The sequence below is a fragment of the Lactococcus sp. S47 genome, from assembly GCF_016517475.1.
Lineage (GTDB): Bacteria > Bacillota > Bacilli > Lactobacillales > Streptococcaceae > Lactococcus > Lactococcus lactis.
In genome coordinates, this window is the sequence record NZ_JACVUB010000003.1 from 230,321 (window position 1) to 252,373 (window position 22,053).

A 22,053-nucleotide genomic window follows, 5' to 3' on the forward strand; every position below is an offset into this window, starting at 1 on the left:
CTGGAAATGGTATAAAAGAATAAAAAAAGCACTAATTAATTGGATTAGTGCTTTTTAATCTTCAACTCCATAAATTTCAACTTTGTAACCAGTAATATTAAGACCACTAGCTTTTCGAGCGGCCTCCATTAGGGGACGAAAATCAAAATTATCTACATTCATAATCTCACCTGTCGTTTTATTGACAACATGATAATGAGGCTCTCCGTAGTAGTCATATCTTCTTTTACTACCGTCATTTATAGCAATCACTAACTCACTATCAACCAATTTATCAAGGGTATTATAGACCGTTGCTAAGCTAATATTTTCCAAATCTTCGTGAATTTGCTCTGCCGTTGGGTGAGTTTGATGTTTTATCAAGTATTCTAAGACAATGAGACGCTGTGGTGTAGCTTTTAAACCATGAGATTGTAATAGTTCTTTTAAGTCTTGTTCCAAAATCAGCACTCCTATCTTTATTATTTATTTTATTATATCATCAACAGAAAATCATTTCAATGACTTGACATTTGTTTAGAATCATTCTAAAATATAGTTTAGAATGATTCTAAAAGGGTGAGATAATGAAAGAAAAAAATAACTTAATTCAAAGAAATAATATTGTCAGGGCAAGTATTATGGGAGCAAATGACGGGATTATTTCGATTGCAGGGATTGTCATTGGTGTCTCTGGCGCAACCTCTCATATTGGGACAATTTTGCTGGCAGGTTTTGCCGGAACTTTAGCAGGTACAGTCAGTATGGCAATGGGAGAATATGTTTCGGTCAGTTCGCAACGTGATGCTCAGGAAAAAATTATCCAAGAACAAAAAGTAGCACTTGCTACTAATTATCAAAATGAATTTGATTTTGTTTATCAAAAATATAAAGCAGATGGGATTTCTAATGAACTAGCTCATAAAGCAACGGATGAGATGATGAAAAAGGATGCTTTAGCAACAACGGTTCGTGAAAGACACGGTTTTACAATTGGACAAGAATTGAGTGCTAAAGGAGCGGCAATTGCCTCAATGCTCTCATTTCCAACTGGAGCGCTTTTGCCTATGCTAGCCATTTCTTTAATTCCTAAAAGTTGGAGTGCTTTGGCAACATTTATTTCCGTACTAATCGCTCTAGGATTTACAGGTTATGCTGCGGCTTATTTAAATGGTGCTGATAAAAAACATGCAACTTTTAGAAATATTATTGCTGGGATTCTAACGATGCTTGTTACTTATGTAGTGGGTTTGCTCTTTAAACAAGGAGGTTTGTGATGAAAAAACAAACAATGACAATAGATGAAAAATTAAATAGTGTCCGTGCGGGAGTCTTGGGTTCAAATGATGGAATTCTTACAGTTGTTGGTGTGCTCTTTTCGGTTTCCGCAGCTTCTGGAAGTAGCTTTGCTTTACTGATTGCTAGTTTGGCAAATTTAATTTCTGGTGCTTTTTCAATGGCTTCTGGTGAGTATGCAAGTGTCAGTTCTCAATCTGATAGTGAGAAAGTTGTGGTTCAAGAAGAAAAAATATTATTGAAAAAAGATTTTAAAAATCAAAAAGCAGCAGTGAAAGATTTTTATATTGAAAAAGGAATCAGTCCGGAAACTTCAGCAGAAATTGCTAATGAATTACTTGCTCGAAAACCTTTGGAAACTGTTCTGTCAGTAAAATATGATATTGCTTTAGGACATTATATGAATCCTTGGCAAGCAGCAGGTTCATCATTAATTTCATTTATGATTGGTGGACTTTTTCCTTTACTAACCATGATTTTAGTTAAGGGTGCTTGGCAATTTCCAGCAACAATTTTTGCAACAATGCTTGCAATGGCCTTAACTGGAATGATTAGTGCTAAGCTTTCTGATGGCTTGGTAATTAAAGCAATTCTTAGAAATATTATTATTGGTTTACTAACAATTTTTATTCATTATTTTATTGGTCGGATTTTAGGTTAATGAATTTAGGCTTAGTTAAAAGCTTTTGTTATAATTATAGATAGGACTGATAATTATTGAGAAAGAGGCTGACAAATGGATGATAATACTAAAGAATTAGAACAATATTGGGATGAGTTTTCTCAAGAATATGAAGAAATTCAAAATGAAAGCTTGGTTGATATTGGTCAGCAATTAAAGGAATTTTTGGTGACTGAAAAACTTTTACCAACAAGTCAATTTTTAGATTTAGCTGGTGGGACAGGCAAATATATTCCACACTTTTCAAATTTTACTGACAGCTATCATCTTGTTGATCTGTCAGCAAAAATGTTAGAATTTGCCAAGAATAAGTCAGCTGATTCAAATAAAATCACTTTTACGCATCAAGAACAAAATAAATTTTTAAAGAATACAAAAGAAAATACTTATGATTTTGTATTTTCAGCCATGAATCCTGCATTGGAGTCAAAAGAAGCCTTAGTAGAATTAAATCGGATTGCCAATGGAAATGTTGGAATTTTACGTTTGATTTTTGATGAGGATAATCTCTTTAGTCAGGTCGAACAATTGTATTTGCCTAATCAAGAACAGAATAAAGAAGCGCAGATGTTGCTTTATAAGGTATGGTTAGAGGAATTAGGTTGGGAATTTAAAAGTAAGAAATTTAGATTCTTTTTATCAGAAAAAGTAAGTTCACAGTTTTTCTCTGATTATTTCTCTGATGAGCTTTCAAATACAGAATTAGCGGCTTTGACGCAATTATTTTTTAGTGAAACAGAAATTCGAGAAATGGAAAGATTAGTGATATTTGAGTTGTTATATTGGGAAAAATGCTAGGTTGAATCCTAGTTTTTTTATTTCTCAATTCTTTTAGTTGTAATTTATTTATTTTAATACTATAATTGACTAATCAATGATTGACCAATCAATTAAGAAAGGAGAAATAAATTATGAAGCTTGAAAAAGTCAGCCAGTTACTCTATCAGCTCAAAATTGTAAATCAAGAAATGACGGCAAAATTTGAGAAGTCAACGGGTTATAGTATTACTCGTTATCAACTGATGATGATTTTAAAATGTAAAGGTCGTTGCTCTCAAAGTCAATTACAAAATGAATTAAAAATTGATAGTGCTGCTGTAACAAGACATTTAAAATTACTTGAAGAAAAAAATCTTGTCAAAAGAGAGCGCAATAAAGAAAATAATCGAGAAGTATTTGTCGAAATTACCGATAAAGCTAAAAATGATTTAGCACTTTGTGCAAAAAAACATGATGATTCTCTAGATGCAAGTCAACAAATATTAAATATTGGGCTCAGTGCTTTAGAAGAAGAACAACTTTTAGAACTACTCACAAAATTAACACAATGAAAGAAGAAAAAATGAATAAGAACTTTAAAAATAACGATTTCTCAGATATTACTTTTGGTAGAAAATCTGTCAGACTTTATGATGAAAACTACAAAATTTCTCACGAAGAAATGCTTGAAATGATTCAAGAAGCAACGGCTGCACCTTCATCAGTAAATATGCAACCTTGGCGTTTTATCATTGCTGAAACCGAAGAATCAAAAGCAAAATTGAAACCTTTAATTCGCTTTAACACCCGGCAAAATGATACTTCATCAGCCATGATTTTAATTTTTGGTGACATGCTTAATTATGAATTAGGTGAAGAAATCTATGACCAAGCAGTTGCTGAAGGAAAAATGCCTCAGGAAGTCAGAGATCAACAAATTGGAGCAATTATTCCTTATTACAAGAGTTTTTCTAAACAAGAAATGAATGATGTTGTCAAAATTGACTCAAGTTTGGCGGCAATGCAATTGATGTTGGTGGCAAGAGCTCACGGTTATGAGACAAATCCAATTGGTGGTTTTGAAAAAGATCAATTAGCAGAAGCTTTCGATTTAGACAAAGAACGTTTTGTCCCAGTTATGATTTTGTCAATTGGTAAAGCCGTTGAAGAAGGTTATGAATCTGTCCGCATGAATGCTGATAAAATCACTACTTTTAAATAAAAAGGAGAAGTAATTTGACCATTTTAACAATTATTCTGTCGCTTTTGGTTGCTTTGGAATTTTTCTACATTATGTATTTAGAGACCTTTGCTACAAGCTCAAAAACAACCAGTCGTGTGTTTAATATGGGAAAAGAGGAGTTAGAACGTTCTTCAGTTCAAACGCTTTTTAAAAATCAAGGGATTTATAACGGTTTGATTGGTTTAGGATTAATTTATGCAATATTCTTTTCGTCAGCGTCACTTGAAATTGTTAGATTACTGCTTATTTATATTATTTTAGTGGCTTTGTATGGCTCTTTGACCAGTAATAAAAAGATTATTTTGACCCAAGGTGGTTTAGCCATTTTAGCTCTAATTTCTTCATTTTTTTAAAAAAATATTTTTAAATCCTTGACAAGTCTCATAAAAAGTTTTACAATTATTTTCAACATCAGAAAAGTAACTCTATATCAGAATTTTTTCAGGAAGTCTGCGGTTGTGCGAGCAGATAAATTCATCAGAGCGAATGGGCTGATTTGAAAGTCGAGAACGATTTGTTTTTCGCAATTTGATTTGAAACAATAAAAATCACGGATGCTCCCGATACCAAGCGACTTGTTGTTAGACGAGGAAAAGAAGAGTTTTTCTAGTATTTTTGTAATACTTTTAGGAACTCTTAAATTACGGTGGCACCGCGTGACATACGCCCGTAGAGTATTTGATACTCTACGGGCTTTTTTGTATTTTTTTGAAAGGATTTCTAAAATGAACCAACGATGGCGAAGCTTAAATTTTAACTAATCAGTATCAATGGAAAAGACTTCCTCAAACCTATAGATAGAGAGAAAACATGAGAAAAATTAAAGAGATTTCAGCAGACACCATGACCCCAATTTCGGTTTATCTTCGCCTGAAAGGGAAGAATAAAGTAATTTTAGAATCCATTCCCAGAGAAAATGACCAATCACGTTTTTCAATTATTGCGTTGAATCCTGTGAAGCACATCAAATTTACTGACGGAATTTTAAGCGTAAATGACGAAATCATTAGCGATGAAAATCCAATGGAATTTCTGGAAAAATTAGTTTGTCAGCCAGAAAGTACTGACGAAAATTTAGACTTGCCTTTTACAAGTGGAGCGATTGGATATGCTGGATTTGATACCTATGGTATTTTTGAAGGCATTCAACCTGAACTGAAAGATTCGATTGGAACGCCAGATATGTATTTTATGTTATACGAATCAGCCCTAATTTTTGACCACAAACGAGAAAAACTGATTTTTATTGAAGACAATACTTACAGTCAGCGTTCAGAAAAAGAGTTACAAAACGCGCTGTCAGCAAATATTGAGTCATTATCTTTACTGACAGAAACAGAAAATGAACTGACAGAATTAAGTAAACTGAATTTCGTCAGCAATATGTCTCAAGAACTTTTTGAAGAAAAAGTTACTAAAGCAAAGGAACTTATCAGAAATGGTGACATGTTCCAAGTTGTTTTATCACAACGTTTAACAGCCGATTTTACTGACAACCCCTTTAATTATTACAGAAAGCTTCGGGTTGAAAATCCGTCATCGTATATGTACTTTATGGAATTCGATAATTTTCATGTCATTGGCAGCTCACCAGAGCGTTTGGTTGCTGTTCATGGAAATCAAGTTTCAACCAATCCAATTGCCGGAACAAGAAAACGCGGGCAAAATGAATTTGAAGACCAAGCTCTTATTGAAGATTTAGAAAGTGATCCCAAAGAAGTCGCTGAACACAAAATGCTTGTTGATTTAGGACGAAATGATATTGGTAAAATTTCCAAATATGGTTCAATCGAAGTTCCTGTTTTCATGAAAGTTGAGAAATATCGCTACGTCATGCATATTACAAGTGAAGTGACCGGCGAGCTTCGTCCTGAATTTACAGCTATGGATGCCTTACGCGCCACATTGCCAGCGGGGACGCTATCAGGAGCACCGAAGCATCGAGCCTACCAAAGAATTTATGAATTTGAAACGCAAAAACGAGGAATTTATGGAGGAGCTATCGGTTATCTAACGAAAAATGGAAATTGCGATTTTGCAATTGCCATTCGGACAATGGTCTTGAAAGACAAGAAAGCACATGTTCAAGCAGGAGCCGGAATTGTTTACGATTCAGTACCCGAACATGAATATCAAGAAACCTTAAACAAAGCCCAAGGCTTATTGAAAGTTGGTCAATAAATAGACCCAAAAAGATGTAGACATAAAAAATTTAACATCATCAGATAATTTTGTCAGTAATTTTTTACTGACAGAAAATAAAAAATTACTGACAGGCCTTGTCGTTAAAAATAGGAGACAAAATTGATTTTAATAATAGATAATTACGATAGTTTCACTTACAACTTAGTGCAGTATGTAGGTGCTTTGACTGATGTAGCAGTTGTGAAAAATGACGATGATTCTTTGGAAAATATGGCAGAAAAAGCAGATGCCTTAATATTCTCACCAGGTCCTGGTTGGCCTGCGGATGCTGGAAAAATGGAAACACTTATTCAGCAATTTGCAGGTCAAAAACCAATTTTAGGAATATGTCTAGGTTTTCAAGCTATCGTTGAAGTTTTTGGTGGCAAACTTCGATTGGCCCATCAAGTCATGCATGGCAAGAATTCACAAGTCCGTCAGACCTCAGGAAATTTACTTTTCAATCATCTTCCCTCAAAATTTCTAGTCATGCGCTATCATTCAATTGTCATGGATGAGGCAGTCGCTTTACCAGATTTTGCAATCACAGCAGTCGCGACAGATGATGGTGAAATTATGGCTATTGAAAATGAAAAAGAACAGATTTATGGATTACAATTTCACCCAGAATCCATTGGCACATTGGATGGTATGACCATGATTGAAAATTTTGTCAACCAAGTAAATGAAAACAAGGAGTCATCAAATGAAAAATGAACTTGAAAAAGTGATGTCAGGCCGTGACATGACCGAAAATGAAATGAACATGCTTGCTAATTCAATTATCCAAGGTGAATTAAGCGAGGTCCAAATTGCCAGCTTTTTAGTAGCATTAAAAATGAAAGGTGAAGCAGCAAGCGAATTGACTGGTTTGGCTCGAGCTTTACAGAAAGCAGCGATTCCCATTCCAACAAATTTGACAAATGCGATGGACAATTGTGGAACAGGAGGCGACCGCTCATTCAGTTTTAATATTTCAACCACAGCCGCTTTTGTTTTAACAGCTGGTGGAGTCAATATGGCAAAACACGGAAATCGCTCCATTACCAGTAAATCTGGCTCGGCAGACGTTCTTGAAGCCTTAGGAATCAATCTATATTTACCAGCAGAAAAGTTAGCTCAAGTTTTTGACAAAGTTGGTTTAGTTTTCCTTTTTGCTCAAAATCTCCACCCAGCGATGAAATACTTCACGCCAGTCCGCAGACAACTCGAAATTCCAACAATTATGAATTTGACTGGGCCACTAATCAATCCAATTCCACTTGATACACAACTTCTTGGTACCTCACGTCCAGATTTACTTGAATTAACAGCAAATGTTTTGAAAGGCTTAGGCCGTAAGCGAGCATTAGTCATCACAGGTGAAGGCGGAATGGACGAAGCAACACCCTTTGGACTTAATCATTACACACTTTTAGAAAATGACAAAGTGACTTTGCATGAATTTAGAGCCTCAGACGTTGGTATTTCAGAAGTTCAACTCAATGATATTCGTGGGGGTGAAGCCCCAGAAAATGCTGAAATTTTAAAAAATGTCCTTGAAAATCAACCGTCAGCCTTTTTAGAAACGACCGTTTTAAATGCCGGACTTGGATTCTATGCCAATGGAAAAGTTGATTCCATCAAATCCGGAGTTGACCTTGCAAGAGAAGTAATTAGTACAGGAGCAGCTCTTACCAAGTTGCATGAATTACAAGCAGAACAAATTGGTTAAAAATCTTGATGGCAAATTTTGAAATAGCAGAAAATGAGAGAAAAATATGAACATAAAAAAAGGAAAATTTCTAGAAACAATCCTAGCAGAAAAAAGACTTGAAATTGCTAAAATGCCAGAAGAACAAGTAGGAAAAGTTCGTCAAACATACAATTTTTATGATTACTTAAAAGAACATTCCGACCAGCTTCAAGTGATTGCCGAAATCAAAAAAGCTTCGCCCAGTCTAGGTGATATTAACTTAGAAGTGGATATCGTTGACCAAGCCAAAAATTACGAACAAGCCGGTGCCGCTATGATTTCCGTCTTAACTGACTCTGTATTTTTTAAAGGAAATATTGAATATCTCCGTGAAATTTCAGAAAATGTCCAAATCCCCACCTTGAACAAGGATTTTATCATCGATAAAAAACAAATCAATCGGGCAGTAAATGCGGGAGCAACAGTTATTTTACTCATTGTCGCAGTTTTTGAAAATCAATACTCCAAACTCCAAAACCTCTACAACTACGCACTTTCACTAGGACTTGAAGTTCTTGTTGAAACACATAATAAAGCAGAACTTGAGATTGCTCATCAGCTTGGGGCTAAAATTATTGGAGTTAATAATCGTAATTTAAAAACCTTTGAAGTGAGCTTGCAAAATTCAGTAGATTTGACTCCCTACTTTAAAGAATACAATATCTACATTTCCGAATCAGGCATTTTTAGCGCAAACGAAGCCCAAAAAGTTTCCGATGCTTTCAATGGAATATTGGTTGGAACAGCACTCATGCAATCAGAAAATCTAGAAAAATCTTTGAAAGATTTAAAAATCAAGAGGAAAACGAATGAAAATTAAAATCTGTGGTTTATCTACAAAAGAAGCTGTTGATACAGCCGTAGAATCTGGTGCCACACATCTCGGTTTTATTCTTAGTCCCTCAAAACGCCAAGTTGCACCAGAAAAAATTCTTCAAATCACAAACGATGTCCCAAAAACAGTCAAAAAAGTAGGAGTTTTTGTTGATGAACCTATTAATTTTGTAAAAAAAGCTATTCAAGTTGCTCAACTTGATCTGGTTCAGCTTCACGGAAATGAAGATATGAATTACATTAATCAACTAGATGTTTCGGTTATTAAAGCAATAAGGCCAGACCAAGAATTTAAAGAATACGAAGATGTAATTTTATTATTTGATAGTCCACAAGCTGGAAGTGGTCAAGCATTTGATTGGGACTCTTTGGTGACCAGCGGTCTGAAAAATAAATTTTTAATCGCTGGTGGACTTAATCCAGAAAATGTAGCAGCTGCTATTCAACATTTTCCAAATGCCTACGGTGTGGATGTTTCTTCTGGAGTAGAAACTGACGGAATTAAAAACCTTACAAAAATAAAAAACTTTGTTCAAAATGCAAGCCTTGCCTCATCAAAGCAATTATTTATAGAATTTTTAAGAATCACAAAAAAGCTAAATGAAAATAAGATTATCCCTTATTTAATGGGAAGTTTAGCAGTTGAGCAAATAATCAATTTTCCAACAAATCCTGATGACATTGATATTCAACTCAAAAAGCTTGATTTTGAAAATTTTGAGCAATTAACAAGTTTAATGGAAGAATTAGGTTATCAGCCCATTGACTTACATGAGCATAAATTTGAAAAAGCTAGTATTCATGTTGGCTTTGCAAGTGTGGAGACCCTTAAAAACTATGCCGGGGTTGACGATAATGATATTCCCAAAATCAATTTCAAATCTGAGTTACATCAAGAATTTTTCCTCCCTACTTTAAAGCAAAATATTCAAATTTACCAAGCGGCAGTGACAGATAGCTGGCGAGCCAAAAAAACTAAAGATAAGAAGATTTTAAAGAAATTACTTTTTGAAGAAAATGACGCGAACATTAAATGAGATTTACCATGAAACTTACATAAAAAGGAGCAACAACATGACCTACAACCAACCTAACAACAAAGGATTTTACGGCCAATTCGGGGGCCAGTTTGTACCTGAGACACTAATGACAGCAGTAAAACAATTAGAAGAAGCCTATGAAGATAGTAAAAAAGACCCTCTCTTTCAAGCAGAACTTAAAGAATTACTTAAAGACTATGTTGGACGAGAAAACCCACTCTATTATGCAAAACGCTTAACAGAATATGCGGGCGGAGCAAAAATTTATCTTAAAAGAGAAGACCTAAACCATACAGGAGCACACAAAATTAACAATGCCCTCGGACAAGTCCTCCTTGCCAAAAAAATGGGAAAAAATAAAGTCATTGCTGAAACAGGTGCAGGCCAACACGGTGTCGCAACCGCAACCGCTGCTGCCCTCTTTGGCATGGAATGTACGATTTATATGGGTGAAGAAGACGTTAAAAGACAATCTCTCAATGTCTTTCGCATGGAATTACTCGGGGCAAAAGTTCATTCAGTAACTGATGGTTCACGCGTACTTAAAGATGCGGTTAATGCAGCACTTAGAGCATGGGTTGCTCAAGTTGAAGATACGCATTATGTAATGGGCTCAGTTCTTGGACCACATCCATTTCCACAAATTGTGCGTGATTATCAAGCTGTTATTGGACAAGAAGCGCGTGCCCAATTTTTAGAAAAAGAAAATAAACTTCCAGATGCTTTAGTAGCTTGTGTCGGTGGAGGTTCAAATTCGATGGGACTTTTTTATCCCTTCGTTAATGATGAATCAGTTGCAATGTATGGTGTCGAAGCTGCTGGCCTTGGGATTGATACGCCACATCATGCGGCAACAATTACTAAAGGCCGCCCCGGTGTTCTTCACGGAACACTCATGGATGTCCTTCAAGATGAAAATGGTCAAATCTTAGAAGCCTTTAGTATTTCAGCCGGTTTAGACTATCCAGGAATCGGACCAGAACACTCTTATTTCAATGCTGTTGGACGAGCAAAATATGTTGATATTACAGATGAAGAAGCACTTGAAGGTTTTAAAATCTTATCTAGAACTGAAGGAATTATCCCAGCACTAGAAAGTTCTCATGCCATCGCCTATGCAGTCAAATTAGCAAAAGAATTAGGAGCAGATAAATCAATGATTGTTTGTCTTTCAGGACGTGGGGATAAGGATGTGGTTCAAGTTAAAGAACGACTTGAAGCAGAAAAAGAGGTGAAAAAATGAAAACTTTACAAATGACTTTAAGCAATAAAAAAAATAATTTTATTCCTTATATCATGGCTGGCGACCATGAAAAAGGCTTAGAAGGTCTTAAAGAAACCATTCAACTTCTTGAACAAGCCGGGAGCTCCGCTATTGAAATTGGCGTTCCATTTTCAGATCCGGTTGCTGATGGTCCAGTCATCGAACAAGCAGGTTTGCGTGCTTTAGCAAGAAATGTATCACTTTCAAGTATTCTTGAAACCTTCAAAACAATTGATACAAAAGTTCCTCTAGTAATTATGACCTATTTCAATCCCGTTTATCAGTTTGGAATTGAAAAGTTTGTTGCAGCTCTTGAAGAAACACCAGTTAAAGGCCTTATCATTCCAGATTTACCTAAAGAGCATGAGAATTATATCAAACCCTTTATCAATGATAAAGATATCTGTTTAGTTCCTCTGGTCTCATTAACCACGCCACTTTCTCGGCAAAAAGAACTTGTAACCGATGCTGAAGGATTTATCTATGCCGTTGCAATCAATGGAGTAACTGGGAAAGAAAATGCTTATAGTAACCAGCTTGACCAACATTTAAAAGCGTTGTCTTCATTAACGGATGTTCCTGTTTTGACAGGATTTGGAATTTCTACATTATCTGATGTAGACCGTTTTAATAAAGTGTCCTCAGGAGTTATTGTTGGTTCAAAAATTGTTCGTGATTTACATGAAGGTAAAGAAAACGAAGTTATTAAATTTATTGAAAACGCAATCAATTTTTAAGATAATTGAAAAATTAATAAAACCATATATCCTTGACAGTCCACTTTACAAATGGTATACTTTTATTAAATAAAACGGTTACAAAAAATTGGATAGTGATTATTAAGTTAAGCTAGACCTTATCAAACCTATAGTCATAGGGGGATAAGGTCTATTTTTGTGAAATGGAGAAGAATGTGAAAATCAAAAAAGTTCTGAACAATAATGTAGTCATTGCTCAAAATGATAATGAAGAAACCATTCTTATGGGTTTAGGCTTAGGATTTGGGAAAAAAGCAGGTGAAGTTGTTGAAGACAAAAAAATTGAAAAAATTTTTGCATTAAAAGTAACTTCTGAGCAACAGAATTTTTCAGAATTACTTTCGGAAATTCCAAGTGGAATCGTAGAACTTTCGATTTTAACTTTAGCAAAAGCAAAAACAAAATTTGATAAAACAATTTCTGATACCGTATTGGTTGCTTTCGCTGACCATTTAAATGCAGCAATTATTCGTGAAAAAGACAATATAACTATTAAAAATTTTCTTTTGTGGGATATTAAGAGATTTTTTCCAGAAGAATTTGCACTTTGTCTTGAAACACTTCAAAAAGTTCAAGAAAAACTTAATATCTCACTTCCAGAAGATGAAGCAGGTTTTCTGGCCATGCACATTGTTAATGGAACCCTGGGAAGTGGTCATGAATATGCAACGGAATTAACAAAATTAATGGAAGAAATATTAACAACTCTAAAGTATACTTTACAAGTAAACTTTAATGAGCAAGATATTTATTTTCAAAGGTTCATTACTCACCTTAAATTTTTCACCGAAAGAATACTTTCTAATACAAAAAGTGATGAAAGCACCGATGAAGACTTATTCCTTCTAATAACCAGAAAATACCCAAGAGCATACATAGGAACAAAAAAAGTCAGTGAGTTTCTTAAACAGACAAGGTCGTACGAAGTTTCTCAAAATGAACAAATATATATGACCGTTCATCTAGCACGTATTTTAGAAAAAATACAAGATTAATTTTTAAGATGACTTTAGTCATCATCAACTATGGTAACAATTGGATCGTGACATTAAGTTGGCGAAACCTCTAAAAAATATATTATTTTGGAGGTTTGTAATGGGCAAATATGAAGCTCTTGCAAAAGACATTGTAGCAAATGTAGGTGGCAAAGAAAATGTCATCTCAGTGATTAACTGTATTACACGGTTACGTTTTAAACTCAGAGATGAGAAAAAAGCAAATACCGATGTCCTGAAAAATATGGATGGTGTAGTTACAGTAATGCAATCTGGCGGCCAATACCAAGTCGTTATTGGGAATCATGTACCAGAAGTGCGTGCAGATGTAGATGCTGTCCTTGGGGTACTTGATACCTCACCAGCAGACTCTGCACAAAAAGGAAACCTTTTCGATCAATTTGTGGAATTGATCTCAGGAATTTTCCAACCAATATTAGCTCCATTAGCAGCAGCGGGTATGATTAAAGGGGTTAATGCAATTTTATCCTTTGCCTTGGGACAAAGTTTTCAAGCGTCTGCAACCTATGCTGTTTTTAATGCAATGGGTGATGGTCTATTTCTCTTCCTACCAATTTTCATTGGATATACTTCAATGAAAAAATTTAATGGCTCACCATTTGTTGGAATGATGATTGCCGCAGCACTTGTTTACCCAGGTTTTGTAGACGGAACAGTTGCAAAAACATTTGCAGAAAGTGGTGGATTAAGCCTCTTTGGAATTCCTTTCTCAGTACCAACTGCTGGCTACGGGTCTTCTGTAATGCCAATTATTGCCATTACAGCATTTGCAGCATTTTTAGAACACCAGTTAAAGAAAATTATTCCTGATGTAGTAAAGCTTTTCTTGACACCATTCTTTACGGCAATCATCTCAATTCCTCTAGGCTTCCTAGTTATTGGACCAGTAATGAATCTTGCTTCAGATGCTTTAGGTAAAGGTTTACTAGCATTACAAGGATTTAATCCTATTATCTTTGGTTTAGTGCTAGGATTTGCTTGGCAAGTCTTAGTCATGTTTGGATTACATTGGGCAATTGTTCCATTTGCAATTATCGCATTAGCAAAAGGAGAACCAACCGCGCTTTTAATTGCCGCAAGTGTTGCATCGTTTGCGCAAACTGGAGCTGTTGGAGCAGTGATGTTAAAAACAAAAGACAAACGACTTCGTGAATTAGCAATACCAGCCTTTATTTCTGGTTGGTTTGGTGTTACAGAACCAGCAATTTACGGAATTACCCTCCCTAAGAAACGTCCATTTTGGGTTTCATGTATCGTAAGTGGAATTTTATCAGCTGTTGCCATGGCCTTGGGAATTAAAGCCTATACAATGGGAGCTTTGGGAATCTTCAGTTTTACATCTAATATTACCCTTACAGGTGAAGTTTCAGGCGCGATTAAAATGATGATTGTATCAGCTGTTGCAGTTATAGCAGGCTTTGTAGTAACCTATCTTGTGGGATTTGAAGATGATGTTATTGAAAATCCAATCCCTGACAAAAAATTTAATAAACAAAAAACGAATAAAGAAATAATTGGAAGCCCTCTTGAAGGAAAAGTTATTTCACTATCACAAGTTAAAGATGCAGCCTTTTCTGCAGGTGTAATGGGCAAAGGAGCAGCGATTGAACCAACACTAGGTGAGGTTCGTGCTCCATTTGATGGAATGGTTATGATTTTGTTCCCAACTAAACATGCAGTAGGTTTAATTTCAAATGAGGGAACTGAACTTCTCATTCATATCGGAATAGATACTGTCCAACTTGAAGGAAAATACTTTGAAACCTTTGTAAAACAAGGACAGAGTGTAAAAAAAGGTGACTTACTCCTCAAGTTTGATATTGAGCGTATTCAAAATGCGGGATACAGTACTCAAGTTCCAATCATTGTAACAAATACTCAGGATTATATGGACATTCTAGTTACAAATCAATCGACGATTCATCAAAATGAAGTGTTACTAACTGCAGTTAATGCACAAACAACTGAATTAGTGGCAAATCCAGTTTAAAATAGCATTGATGAAAAACTTTAAAAATTAGATAGGAAAATTATAAAATGACATTTAAAACAGACTTTTTATGGGGTGGAGCAACGGCAGCAAATCAATTAGAAGGTGCTTATGATATAGATGGCAAAGGGCTCTCAGTAGCAGATGCAATGCCAGGAGGTAAAGAAAGATTGGCAATTCTTGCAAGTCCGGAATTTGATTGGACGATTGATACTGAACATTTTACTTATCCAAATCATGATGGAATTGATCATTATCATCATTTTAAAGAAGACATTGCATTATTTGCAGAAATGGGATTTAAAGCTTACCGTTTTTCGGTAGCTTGGTCAAGAATTTTTCCAATGGGAGATGAAACAACTCCAAATGAAAAAGGTTTGCTTTTTTATGATCAACTAATTGATGAGTGTTTGAAATATGGAATTGAACCAGTGATTACAATTTCCCACTATGAAATGCCACTTAATTTAGCTAAAACATATGGAGGATGGAAAAATCGCGAACTAATCGAATTTTATGTCCGTTTTGCAAAAGTTTTGTTAGAACGTTATCAAGACAAAGTGAAATATTGGATGACTTTTAATGAAATCAATTCAGCAACATTCTTTTCAGGCTTAAGTCAAGGACTTGTTCCATCTAATGGTGGAGATGATAAAACTAATGTTTTCAAAGCTTGGCATAATCAATTTGTTGCAAGTGCTCAAGCTGTAAAATTTGGGCATGACTTGAATAAGAGTTTACAAATTGGTTGTATGAGTATTTATTCAACAACTTATTCGTTCGATGCAAACCCAGTAAATCAATTAGCAACACAAGAAAGCATTCAAGAGTTTAATTATTTCTGTAATGATGTACAAGTTCGAGGAGCCTATCCCGCATTTACGAATCGACTTCACCGTAAACACGGAGTAAATGCAGATGCACTTGAAATTTCCGAAGAAGATCTAAAGATAATAAAAGAAGGAACAGTTGATTATATAGGATTTAGTTATTATATGTCGACTGTAGAATCAAAAACAGGGGAAGGCGTTCAAGCTTCAGGAAATATGGTTCTTGGAGGAGTTAAAAATCCCTTCTTAAAAGAAAGCGAATGGGGTTGGGCAGTTGACCCTGACGGACTTCGTTACGCCCTTAATGATTTATACGGTCGCTATCAAGTCCCGCTCTTCATTGTCGAAAATGGCTTAGGTGCAATTGATAAAGTAGAAGAAGACGGAACGATACAAGATGATTATCGTATTGATTATCTCAAAAAACACATTCAATCAATGAATGAAGCAGTTGAAGATGGTGTCGACCTAATGGGTTACACACCTTGGGGCTGTATTGATTTAGTTTCAGCATCTACAGGAGAAATGAGTAAGCGTTATGGATTCATCTACGTTGACTTAGATGACGAAGGAAATGGAACAAAAAAACGTTCTAAGAAAAAATCATTTGATTGGTATAAAGAAGTAATTGCTTCAAACGGTACTAACATGTAAAAGATAGAAACCTCATCAATATGATGAGGTTTTTTTAATTGTTAACTCAAAAGATAATTAAATGAAAGGTAAAATCAAAATGTATTCTATGAAATACTATGTTTATTTAAAATAAAAACAAAAAATCTAAAAGAAATATATTGAAATAAAAGAAAGAAAGTTGTATAATTTATCAAAAGGAATTTGTACATATTCCTGATAAGGTTTTTATTCTTTCATAAAGGCTGAAAATACATCATTTTACATTTATTCATGGAAATAATCATTGAACTAAGTCAAAAGAAAAGAGGCGTGAAGATGAGAATAAGTAATGTTACCATTAGGGGCTTCCCTGTTTATTGAAAGAAGTCACAATGACTTTTAGTAGTTTTAGTTGAAACTTATCATATGTTAAATTATTGGAATATTCACTAGTCATAATAAAAATATTTACTCTAAAAAATATTATGACGAACAAAGGAGAACTGATGAAAAACAATCAATTCAAAATTCCTGAAAATGCGCAAGTTCATGAAAATTTTAGAACTTGGAAATCAGGAAAACAATGGCTCTATGCCTCGTCTATCCTTGCTTTAGTAGTTTCAGGTGGAGCAATTGCTTCCTCTTCCCATGGCGTTTTTGCTGACCAAGTTCTTTCAACTTCAACAGGTAAAACAACTGGAGCAGAAAACACTGCAACTGGTGGACTTGGATCAAATGCTACAGCTGGGGCTGATAATGCTTCTGTAGCAAATTCAGCTAATACAGTGGCAAAATCTTCAGCAAATCCGAGTAGTTATACTGATGCACAAGTAAATTCTTCAAGTGCTGTACTTAAGCAAGATAATAATTCTGGAAATCCAATTGGCGCACCAGAAACGAGTAACTCACAAAACACAAACGGTACTGGCGGAGCAACAACAATTGGTATCAATAGTTCATCTACTGCTTCAAGTGGAGGAACGATTAATACAACCTCTTCGACAAACTTGAATTCAAATGGAGCAGTAACAGCTGGTTCTGGAGCAGCTTCACAAACAACAGTTGATATTAAAGCAACTCAGTCAATTTCAAATTCAGGTTCTACGCTTTCTGATGGTTCTTATTCATGGACTGTTTCGCCATCGACTGACCAAACACAAGCAGGTTATTCTGTAGCTGCTGTAACAATTACAACTCCTGGTACGGATTCTGGTCAGTCCTCTGCAGGAGGAGCGACAGCTCAACTTGCTGGTGGGACATACACAAAACTTACAAGCGGTCAGCCATCTTCCGGAAGTTTTACAGCAACTTCAACAGCAAATACAATTACAGCTTCTTCAGTAGCGGCAAATAATTCAATGATTGATGCACTTCGTAAATCAAATGCTTCTATCGAATCTGCATATTACTCAGAAACAGCAGTCTTAATTTCTGATGGTGCCACTACAGTATTATCTTCTTTAGCTAGTAATGTTTCATCAGCTTTTGCGCTGGTTTCAGCTGTAGCGACATCTGATAATTTATTAACCTACAGCTCTGCTTATTCTCTACTGAGTGCAACCCTGACATCTATCCAAGCCAGCTATACAGCAAGTTCACTGCTTGCACTACAAAATATGTCATCTGCGGGTTCTTATGCGATAGCTGCATCAAATGCTACAACAACGATTTCTTCTGCAAGTTCAGTAGTTTCATCAGCAACCTCAACAGCATCAGTAGCTTCTTCAAATGCCATTTCGAATTCATCTGAAATGAATAAACAATCTGCTTTTTCAGTAGCAGCAATTGGGGCTAACTCTGCTGGCTTATCAAGCTATACTTCATCAGCTACTAGCACTTTTACTTCTCAAGTAGCCGCAGGTCAATCGGCAGCAAATCTTGCAACAACAAGTAATTATATTTGGGAAAGTTTGGCTTCAAGCTATACATCAAGCGTAGCTTCATCATACGCCCAAAGTGCCTATGATTCCGCTTATAAAGCAGCAGGGGGGACGATTGTTGCTGGTGTATATCTTCCTCCGATTACAGACATCGGTGGAGCAAAAACCTCTACAGCTGCCCAATCAGCTGCTGATTCTGATCCTAACAATATTTCATATGCCTCACTTGCAAGTTCTTATGGTTTGATAGCTAATTCATATAGTACAGCCGCGGTTAATGCCTCTGGAGCCTATGTACAAGCTTCAAATGCATATTCTTCAGCTAATGTCACAATGACAACCATGAGTTCTATAGTTTCATCGGCAACTTCAGTAGCAACTTCGGCATCTTCACTGTTAAATTCAGCTTCGGCAGCACAATCAGCTTTTAATAGTATTGCTAACTCTTATATTACTATTATTCATTCAGAGTCAGTCTTACTTGATGGAGCACAGTCTGCTTATATCTCAATCGCTACTTCAATTACAGATTCCATTGCAACTAATAATTCAGGTACAGCAATTGCGTCATCTGTAGCGGCATATAATGATTTACAAAAATCACAAGCAGATGATTTTGCTAACGCTTCTACATTTGCATCTAATGCGTCTACTGCAAATACTACTTTTGATGAACAGAGTGAGATACTTTCCTCAGCTTCGGTTGTAGCAGCTTCTGCAAGTGCTGGAATTGCAATGCAAAATTCTTTAGCAACTTCTTATTCAATAATTGCATCCTCATATCAAACACAATCGAATACAAGCTTAGCTTCATCATATGCTAATATTGCTAACTCTTATAGTACAATTGCTTCAAGTTTGGCTACAGTTCAACAAACTGCGCAATCTTTATATGATATGGCATCAACAGCGGCAGCTACCGCGTCAACTGCAGTTTTCACTAATAACACGAATTTAACAAGTCTTTCAGCTTTAATTACTGCTCAAACAGGGTCAACCCTTGAATTTCTTGAATTAGGGAATATTCTTGCGCTATCCTCAGCTGTAGTTGCAAACAATCAAACAATTGCTTCGCTTGGTTCTAACAATGCTTTGACAACAACTTATGGAAATTATCAAACGACCCAAGATTCGCAAGCCTTAGTTTCTGTTCAGTTTACAGGTAATTCATCAGCAACATCACTTGTGAATACAGCCTTTAGTTCAGGAGTTGCTTCTTATGGTGCCGCAGCAGTAGCAGTTGACTCTTTAGCGACGGCAACGAATTCGACATTACTTAGCCTTGCATTACAGCTTTATACAGCTCAACAAGCAGAAAATAACATGCTTAAAATGGTTGGAGCATCAAATCTATTAATTGATACAACCAATACTCAACAACTTATAACTCAATTGAGCGCTTCCCAAGCAAATAAATTGATGAATTCCGCAGCAGTTGTTGCAGCATCACAAGCAACCACAGCTTTGATTGGAACGCCAACATATTCACTATTAGGAGCAGTAAATAATGCTACCACATTTAATATCGATATTAATGGAAATGTAACGCCAGTAGCTGGAGGAACAGGAACGACTCAAGTTACTGTTTATAATAATAATGGTGCATTATATAATATCTATTCAGAAGATTTGCAAACCTATCAACTTAATGCTTTGATGGATTATGTTGTGAACGTTGGAATCCCAATTACAGGTCCTACTTTTGGCTCTTTTAAAATTTCCGATATCCTAGGACTAAATAACTATCAAGATATTACTCAAGCGACAACAGCAGTGCTTGGAAATTCGATAGCTCAAGCAGCAACTCAAGCACAGCAACCCTTATCTGCTTTAATTAACGCATTACTTTCTTATCAACAAACAGTAAATGCAGCACAAACGACTTTGGATGGTTTATCAACAAATGCTAAAGCTGTAGTTAAGGGAACAAATGGTATTTATACACAATCTATTTTGGTACCTGTAACAATGAATACTGATGGTACATTAACGATCAATGCCGATGGGATTTCATATACAACAGCGGTTAGTCAAAATATTTCAAATATCATGGCTAACTTAATTAGTCAGGCGACATTGGCAGCCAATACCGTATCTACACTTCCTATTGCTGTTTCTACAGCACAAGCAAGCCAAGCTTCAACAAAAGTTTCCGCAGCAGCCTTATCTTCATCCAATATTGCTGGATTAATGCCAATCAATCTTTCTGCAGCAGTTTCTAATGCAATTGCAGCAGGTGATTTGCAATCTAACCTTGGAGTAAATCTTGCCTATGCAAAATATCTTGCATTATCAGGCGCCCTCGCAATTTACGGTTTATCAACGAATACTAATACAGCTTCTGTTGCAGGTAGTTATATTGCAACGGCTCAAGGAAATATTAACACGATTTTCCAAAATATGTTGAATACTGCAAATAATGCAACAGGTTCAGTAGCAGCTGACACGTCCGCCATGAATGTAGTTACTCAATCTAATGGCATTCTATCAGGAGCTTCTAGTGCAATGTCTGTTGCTATGTCTTCAGCTGTTCAACAAATTTTAACAAGTTCAGGTTATTCAGCAACTGGACTTGCGACAGTTGCAGTTGGTTTGACATTTAACGATCCAACAGAACAAATTTTAGAGAATTTAAAAACAGCTAATTATTATTATGAAGGTCAATCTGCAGCTATAACTGATAGACAATTAGATAATACTTTTGTTCCAGAAACAACAGTAATTACTGCAAACGCTTTAGGAGCAGTTCAAGGGGTATCAGCAGCACCAGGCCAAACCCAATATACTTCAGTTGTTTATCAAGTAAATACAGATGATATTCAAGGGGTCATCAATGCTGTAACCTCTGATGGTACATCAATCGGTTCATATACCTATGATAAGTATGCTGGAGAAACAGTTTCAGCACCTACAATTTCAGGATATGCACTTGTAACTGGAACTGCAAGTTCGGCAACAGTTGATACAGCTGGAAGCCCAATCACATTTACCTACGAATCAACTGATCCATCTACTGGTCAAGAGTTCACAGGTTCTTATGGATATACACTTGCCTACGAACAAGGAGAAAATCTTCCAGCAAGCACAAATCAAACAGTTTATGCTGTTCTTGATGTTTGGAATGCGGATATGCCAAGTTCTACTCAAGATGGAACTGCTACTTTGTACGCAGATGGTAAAGCAATTGCCACTATCAATGTGTCTATCAAAGTTGGAGCTGATGGCGTATCTAAAGAAAATATCTTTAAATTCTCTGGACTTGATTTGAGTCAATATGCAAATGCATTCTTGACTTCTGACTTTTCTGTTGGGGATCCTTTGACTGGTAATTCAGGAAATGGTCTTTATGTCTCACCTCTTTGGGATGAAACACAAAGTACAGCTTCATCTGCAGTAAGTATTGCATCTGAAGCTTCAAATGAAGCCTCATCTGGATCCTCAACAGCAAGTTCTCTTGCAAGTCAATATCCAGATGATACTAATGTCCAAAGCTTTGCCTCAGATGCCTCAACATCAGCAAGCACAGCAAGCTCATTAGCGAGTCAAGCAAGCGATCATGCAAGTCAAGCGCAATCACTTGTTGATAAAGCAAGCTCAGAAGCAAATCAAGCTGGATCTGCAGCTATTAGTAGTGATCCTGACTTTGATTCTTATCGGTCAGAAGTTATGGCAGACTCAATAGCAGCATCAAGTCTTGCTTCACAAGCATTAAGTGAAGCTGAAGCCGCATCATATGCTGCAAGTCAAGCTGAATCAGATGCTTCAGCAGCTTCAAGCTATGTTGCTTCTTCAAATGCTAATTCGGATAGTTCAGGCGGAACAACAAATCCAACATCAAGTACAGATGGCGGCTCAAGTTCAGGCGGAACAACAAACCCAACATCAAGCACAGATGGTGGCTCAAGTTCAGGCGGAACAACAAACCCAACATCAAGCACAGATGGTGGC

General features: G+C 36.0%; 18 protein-coding genes. 17 read left to right on the forward strand and 1 reads right to left on the reverse strand.

The genetic code is table 11. The annotated features are described in order from the left end of the window. Positions 1-54: 54 nt before the first annotated feature. Positions 55-441 (reverse strand): Fur family transcriptional regulator, encoded by a 387-nt coding sequence (locus tag IAE52_RS04885; RefSeq protein WP_010905993.1) that lies wholly within the window; start codon positions 439-441, stop codon positions 55-57. A 125-nt stretch (positions 442-566) separates the two neighbouring features. Here IAE52_RS04885 and IAE52_RS04890 point away from each other — a divergent pair, with 125 nt between their 5' ends. The 17 genes from IAE52_RS04890 to IAE52_RS04970 form a co-directional block, all read left to right on the forward strand. Then, positions 567-1,256, forward strand: a complete 690-nt coding sequence (locus IAE52_RS04890) for a VIT family protein (RefSeq protein ID WP_033900953.1) — start codon at positions 567-569, stop codon at positions 1,254-1,256. Further along, a complete protein-coding gene (locus IAE52_RS04895) occupies positions 1,256-1,936 on the forward strand; it encodes a VIT family protein (protein ID WP_033900951.1) in 681 nt (226 codons plus the stop codon). The genes IAE52_RS04890 and IAE52_RS04895 overlap by 1 nt, the downstream gene beginning before the upstream one ends. 75 nt (positions 1,937-2,011) lie before the next feature. Further along, on the forward strand, positions 2,012-2,755 hold the full coding sequence (locus tag IAE52_RS04900; protein WP_033900949.1) for a class I SAM-dependent methyltransferase: 744 nt from the start codon (positions 2,012-2,014) through the stop codon (positions 2,753-2,755). A gap of 113 nt (positions 2,756-2,868) precedes the next feature. After that, the gene (locus tag IAE52_RS04905) at positions 2,869-3,288 is read left to right on the forward strand and encodes a MarR family winged helix-turn-helix transcriptional regulator (RefSeq protein WP_017864691.1); all 420 of its coding nucleotides are present in this window, start codon (positions 2,869-2,871) and stop codon (positions 3,286-3,288) included. A gap of 11 nt (positions 3,289-3,299) precedes the next feature. Further along, positions 3,300-3,938, forward strand: a complete 639-nt coding sequence (locus IAE52_RS04910; protein ID WP_025016710.1) for a nitroreductase family protein — start codon at positions 3,300-3,302, stop codon at positions 3,936-3,938. Positions 3,939-3,952: 14 nt separating this feature from the next. Beyond that, positions 3,953-4,312 (forward strand): DUF1304 domain-containing protein, encoded by a 360-nt coding sequence (locus IAE52_RS04915; protein WP_033900946.1) that lies wholly within the window; start codon positions 3,953-3,955, stop codon positions 4,310-4,312. 457 nt (positions 4,313-4,769) lie between these two features. Then, positions 4,770-6,140, forward strand: a complete 1,371-nt coding sequence (gene trpE, locus IAE52_RS04920; RefSeq protein WP_033900944.1) for an anthranilate synthase component I — start codon at positions 4,770-4,772, stop codon at positions 6,138-6,140. A gap of 123 nt (positions 6,141-6,263) precedes the next feature. Further along, entirely contained in the window at positions 6,264-6,860 is a 597-nt protein-coding gene (locus IAE52_RS04925) for an aminodeoxychorismate/anthranilate synthase component II (protein WP_012898079.1), read from the forward strand. Further along, complete coding sequence (trpD, locus tag IAE52_RS04930) at positions 6,850-7,857, forward strand: anthranilate phosphoribosyltransferase (RefSeq protein WP_200136722.1); 1,008 nt, start codon at positions 6,850-6,852, stop codon at positions 7,855-7,857. Before IAE52_RS04925 ends, trpD begins: the two co-directional genes overlap by 11 nt. Positions 7,858-7,903: 46 nt before the next feature. Further along, complete coding sequence (gene trpC / locus IAE52_RS04935; protein ID WP_109991061.1) at positions 7,904-8,698, forward strand: indole-3-glycerol phosphate synthase TrpC; 795 nt, start codon at positions 7,904-7,906, stop codon at positions 8,696-8,698. Then, positions 8,688-9,749, forward strand: coding sequence for a phosphoribosylanthranilate isomerase (locus IAE52_RS04940; protein ID WP_200136723.1), 1,062 nt, complete (start codon positions 8,688-8,690; stop codon positions 9,747-9,749). The genes trpC and IAE52_RS04940 overlap by 11 nt, the downstream gene beginning before the upstream one ends. A 37-nt stretch (positions 9,750-9,786) precedes the next feature. Then, entirely contained in the window at positions 9,787-10,995 is a 1,209-nt protein-coding gene (trpB, locus tag IAE52_RS04945; RefSeq protein ID WP_012898074.1) for a tryptophan synthase subunit beta, read from the forward strand. Next, the gene (trpA, locus tag IAE52_RS04950; protein ID WP_033900935.1) at positions 10,992-11,753 is read left to right on the forward strand and encodes a tryptophan synthase subunit alpha; all 762 of its coding nucleotides are present in this window, start codon (positions 10,992-10,994) and stop codon (positions 11,751-11,753) included. The genes trpB and trpA overlap by 4 nt, the downstream gene beginning before the upstream one ends. A gap of 176 nt (positions 11,754-11,929) precedes the next feature. Beyond that, a complete protein-coding gene (licT, locus tag IAE52_RS04955; RefSeq protein WP_021722748.1) occupies positions 11,930-12,769 on the forward strand; it encodes a BglG family transcription antiterminator LicT in 840 nt (279 codons plus the stop codon). A 100-nt stretch (positions 12,770-12,869) separates the two neighbouring features. Beyond that, a complete protein-coding gene (locus tag IAE52_RS04960; RefSeq protein WP_109991059.1) occupies positions 12,870-14,780 on the forward strand; it encodes a beta-glucoside-specific PTS transporter subunit IIABC in 1,911 nt (636 codons plus the stop codon). Between the two features lie 47 nt (positions 14,781-14,827). Then, a complete protein-coding gene (locus IAE52_RS04965; protein ID WP_033900932.1) occupies positions 14,828-16,264 on the forward strand; it encodes a glycoside hydrolase family 1 protein in 1,437 nt (478 codons plus the stop codon). A 467-nt stretch (positions 16,265-16,731) separates the two neighbouring features. After that, a partial coding sequence (locus tag IAE52_RS04970; protein ID WP_200136724.1) for a KxYKxGKxW signal peptide domain-containing protein occupies positions 16,732-22,053 on the forward strand: 5,322 nt, incomplete at its 3' end.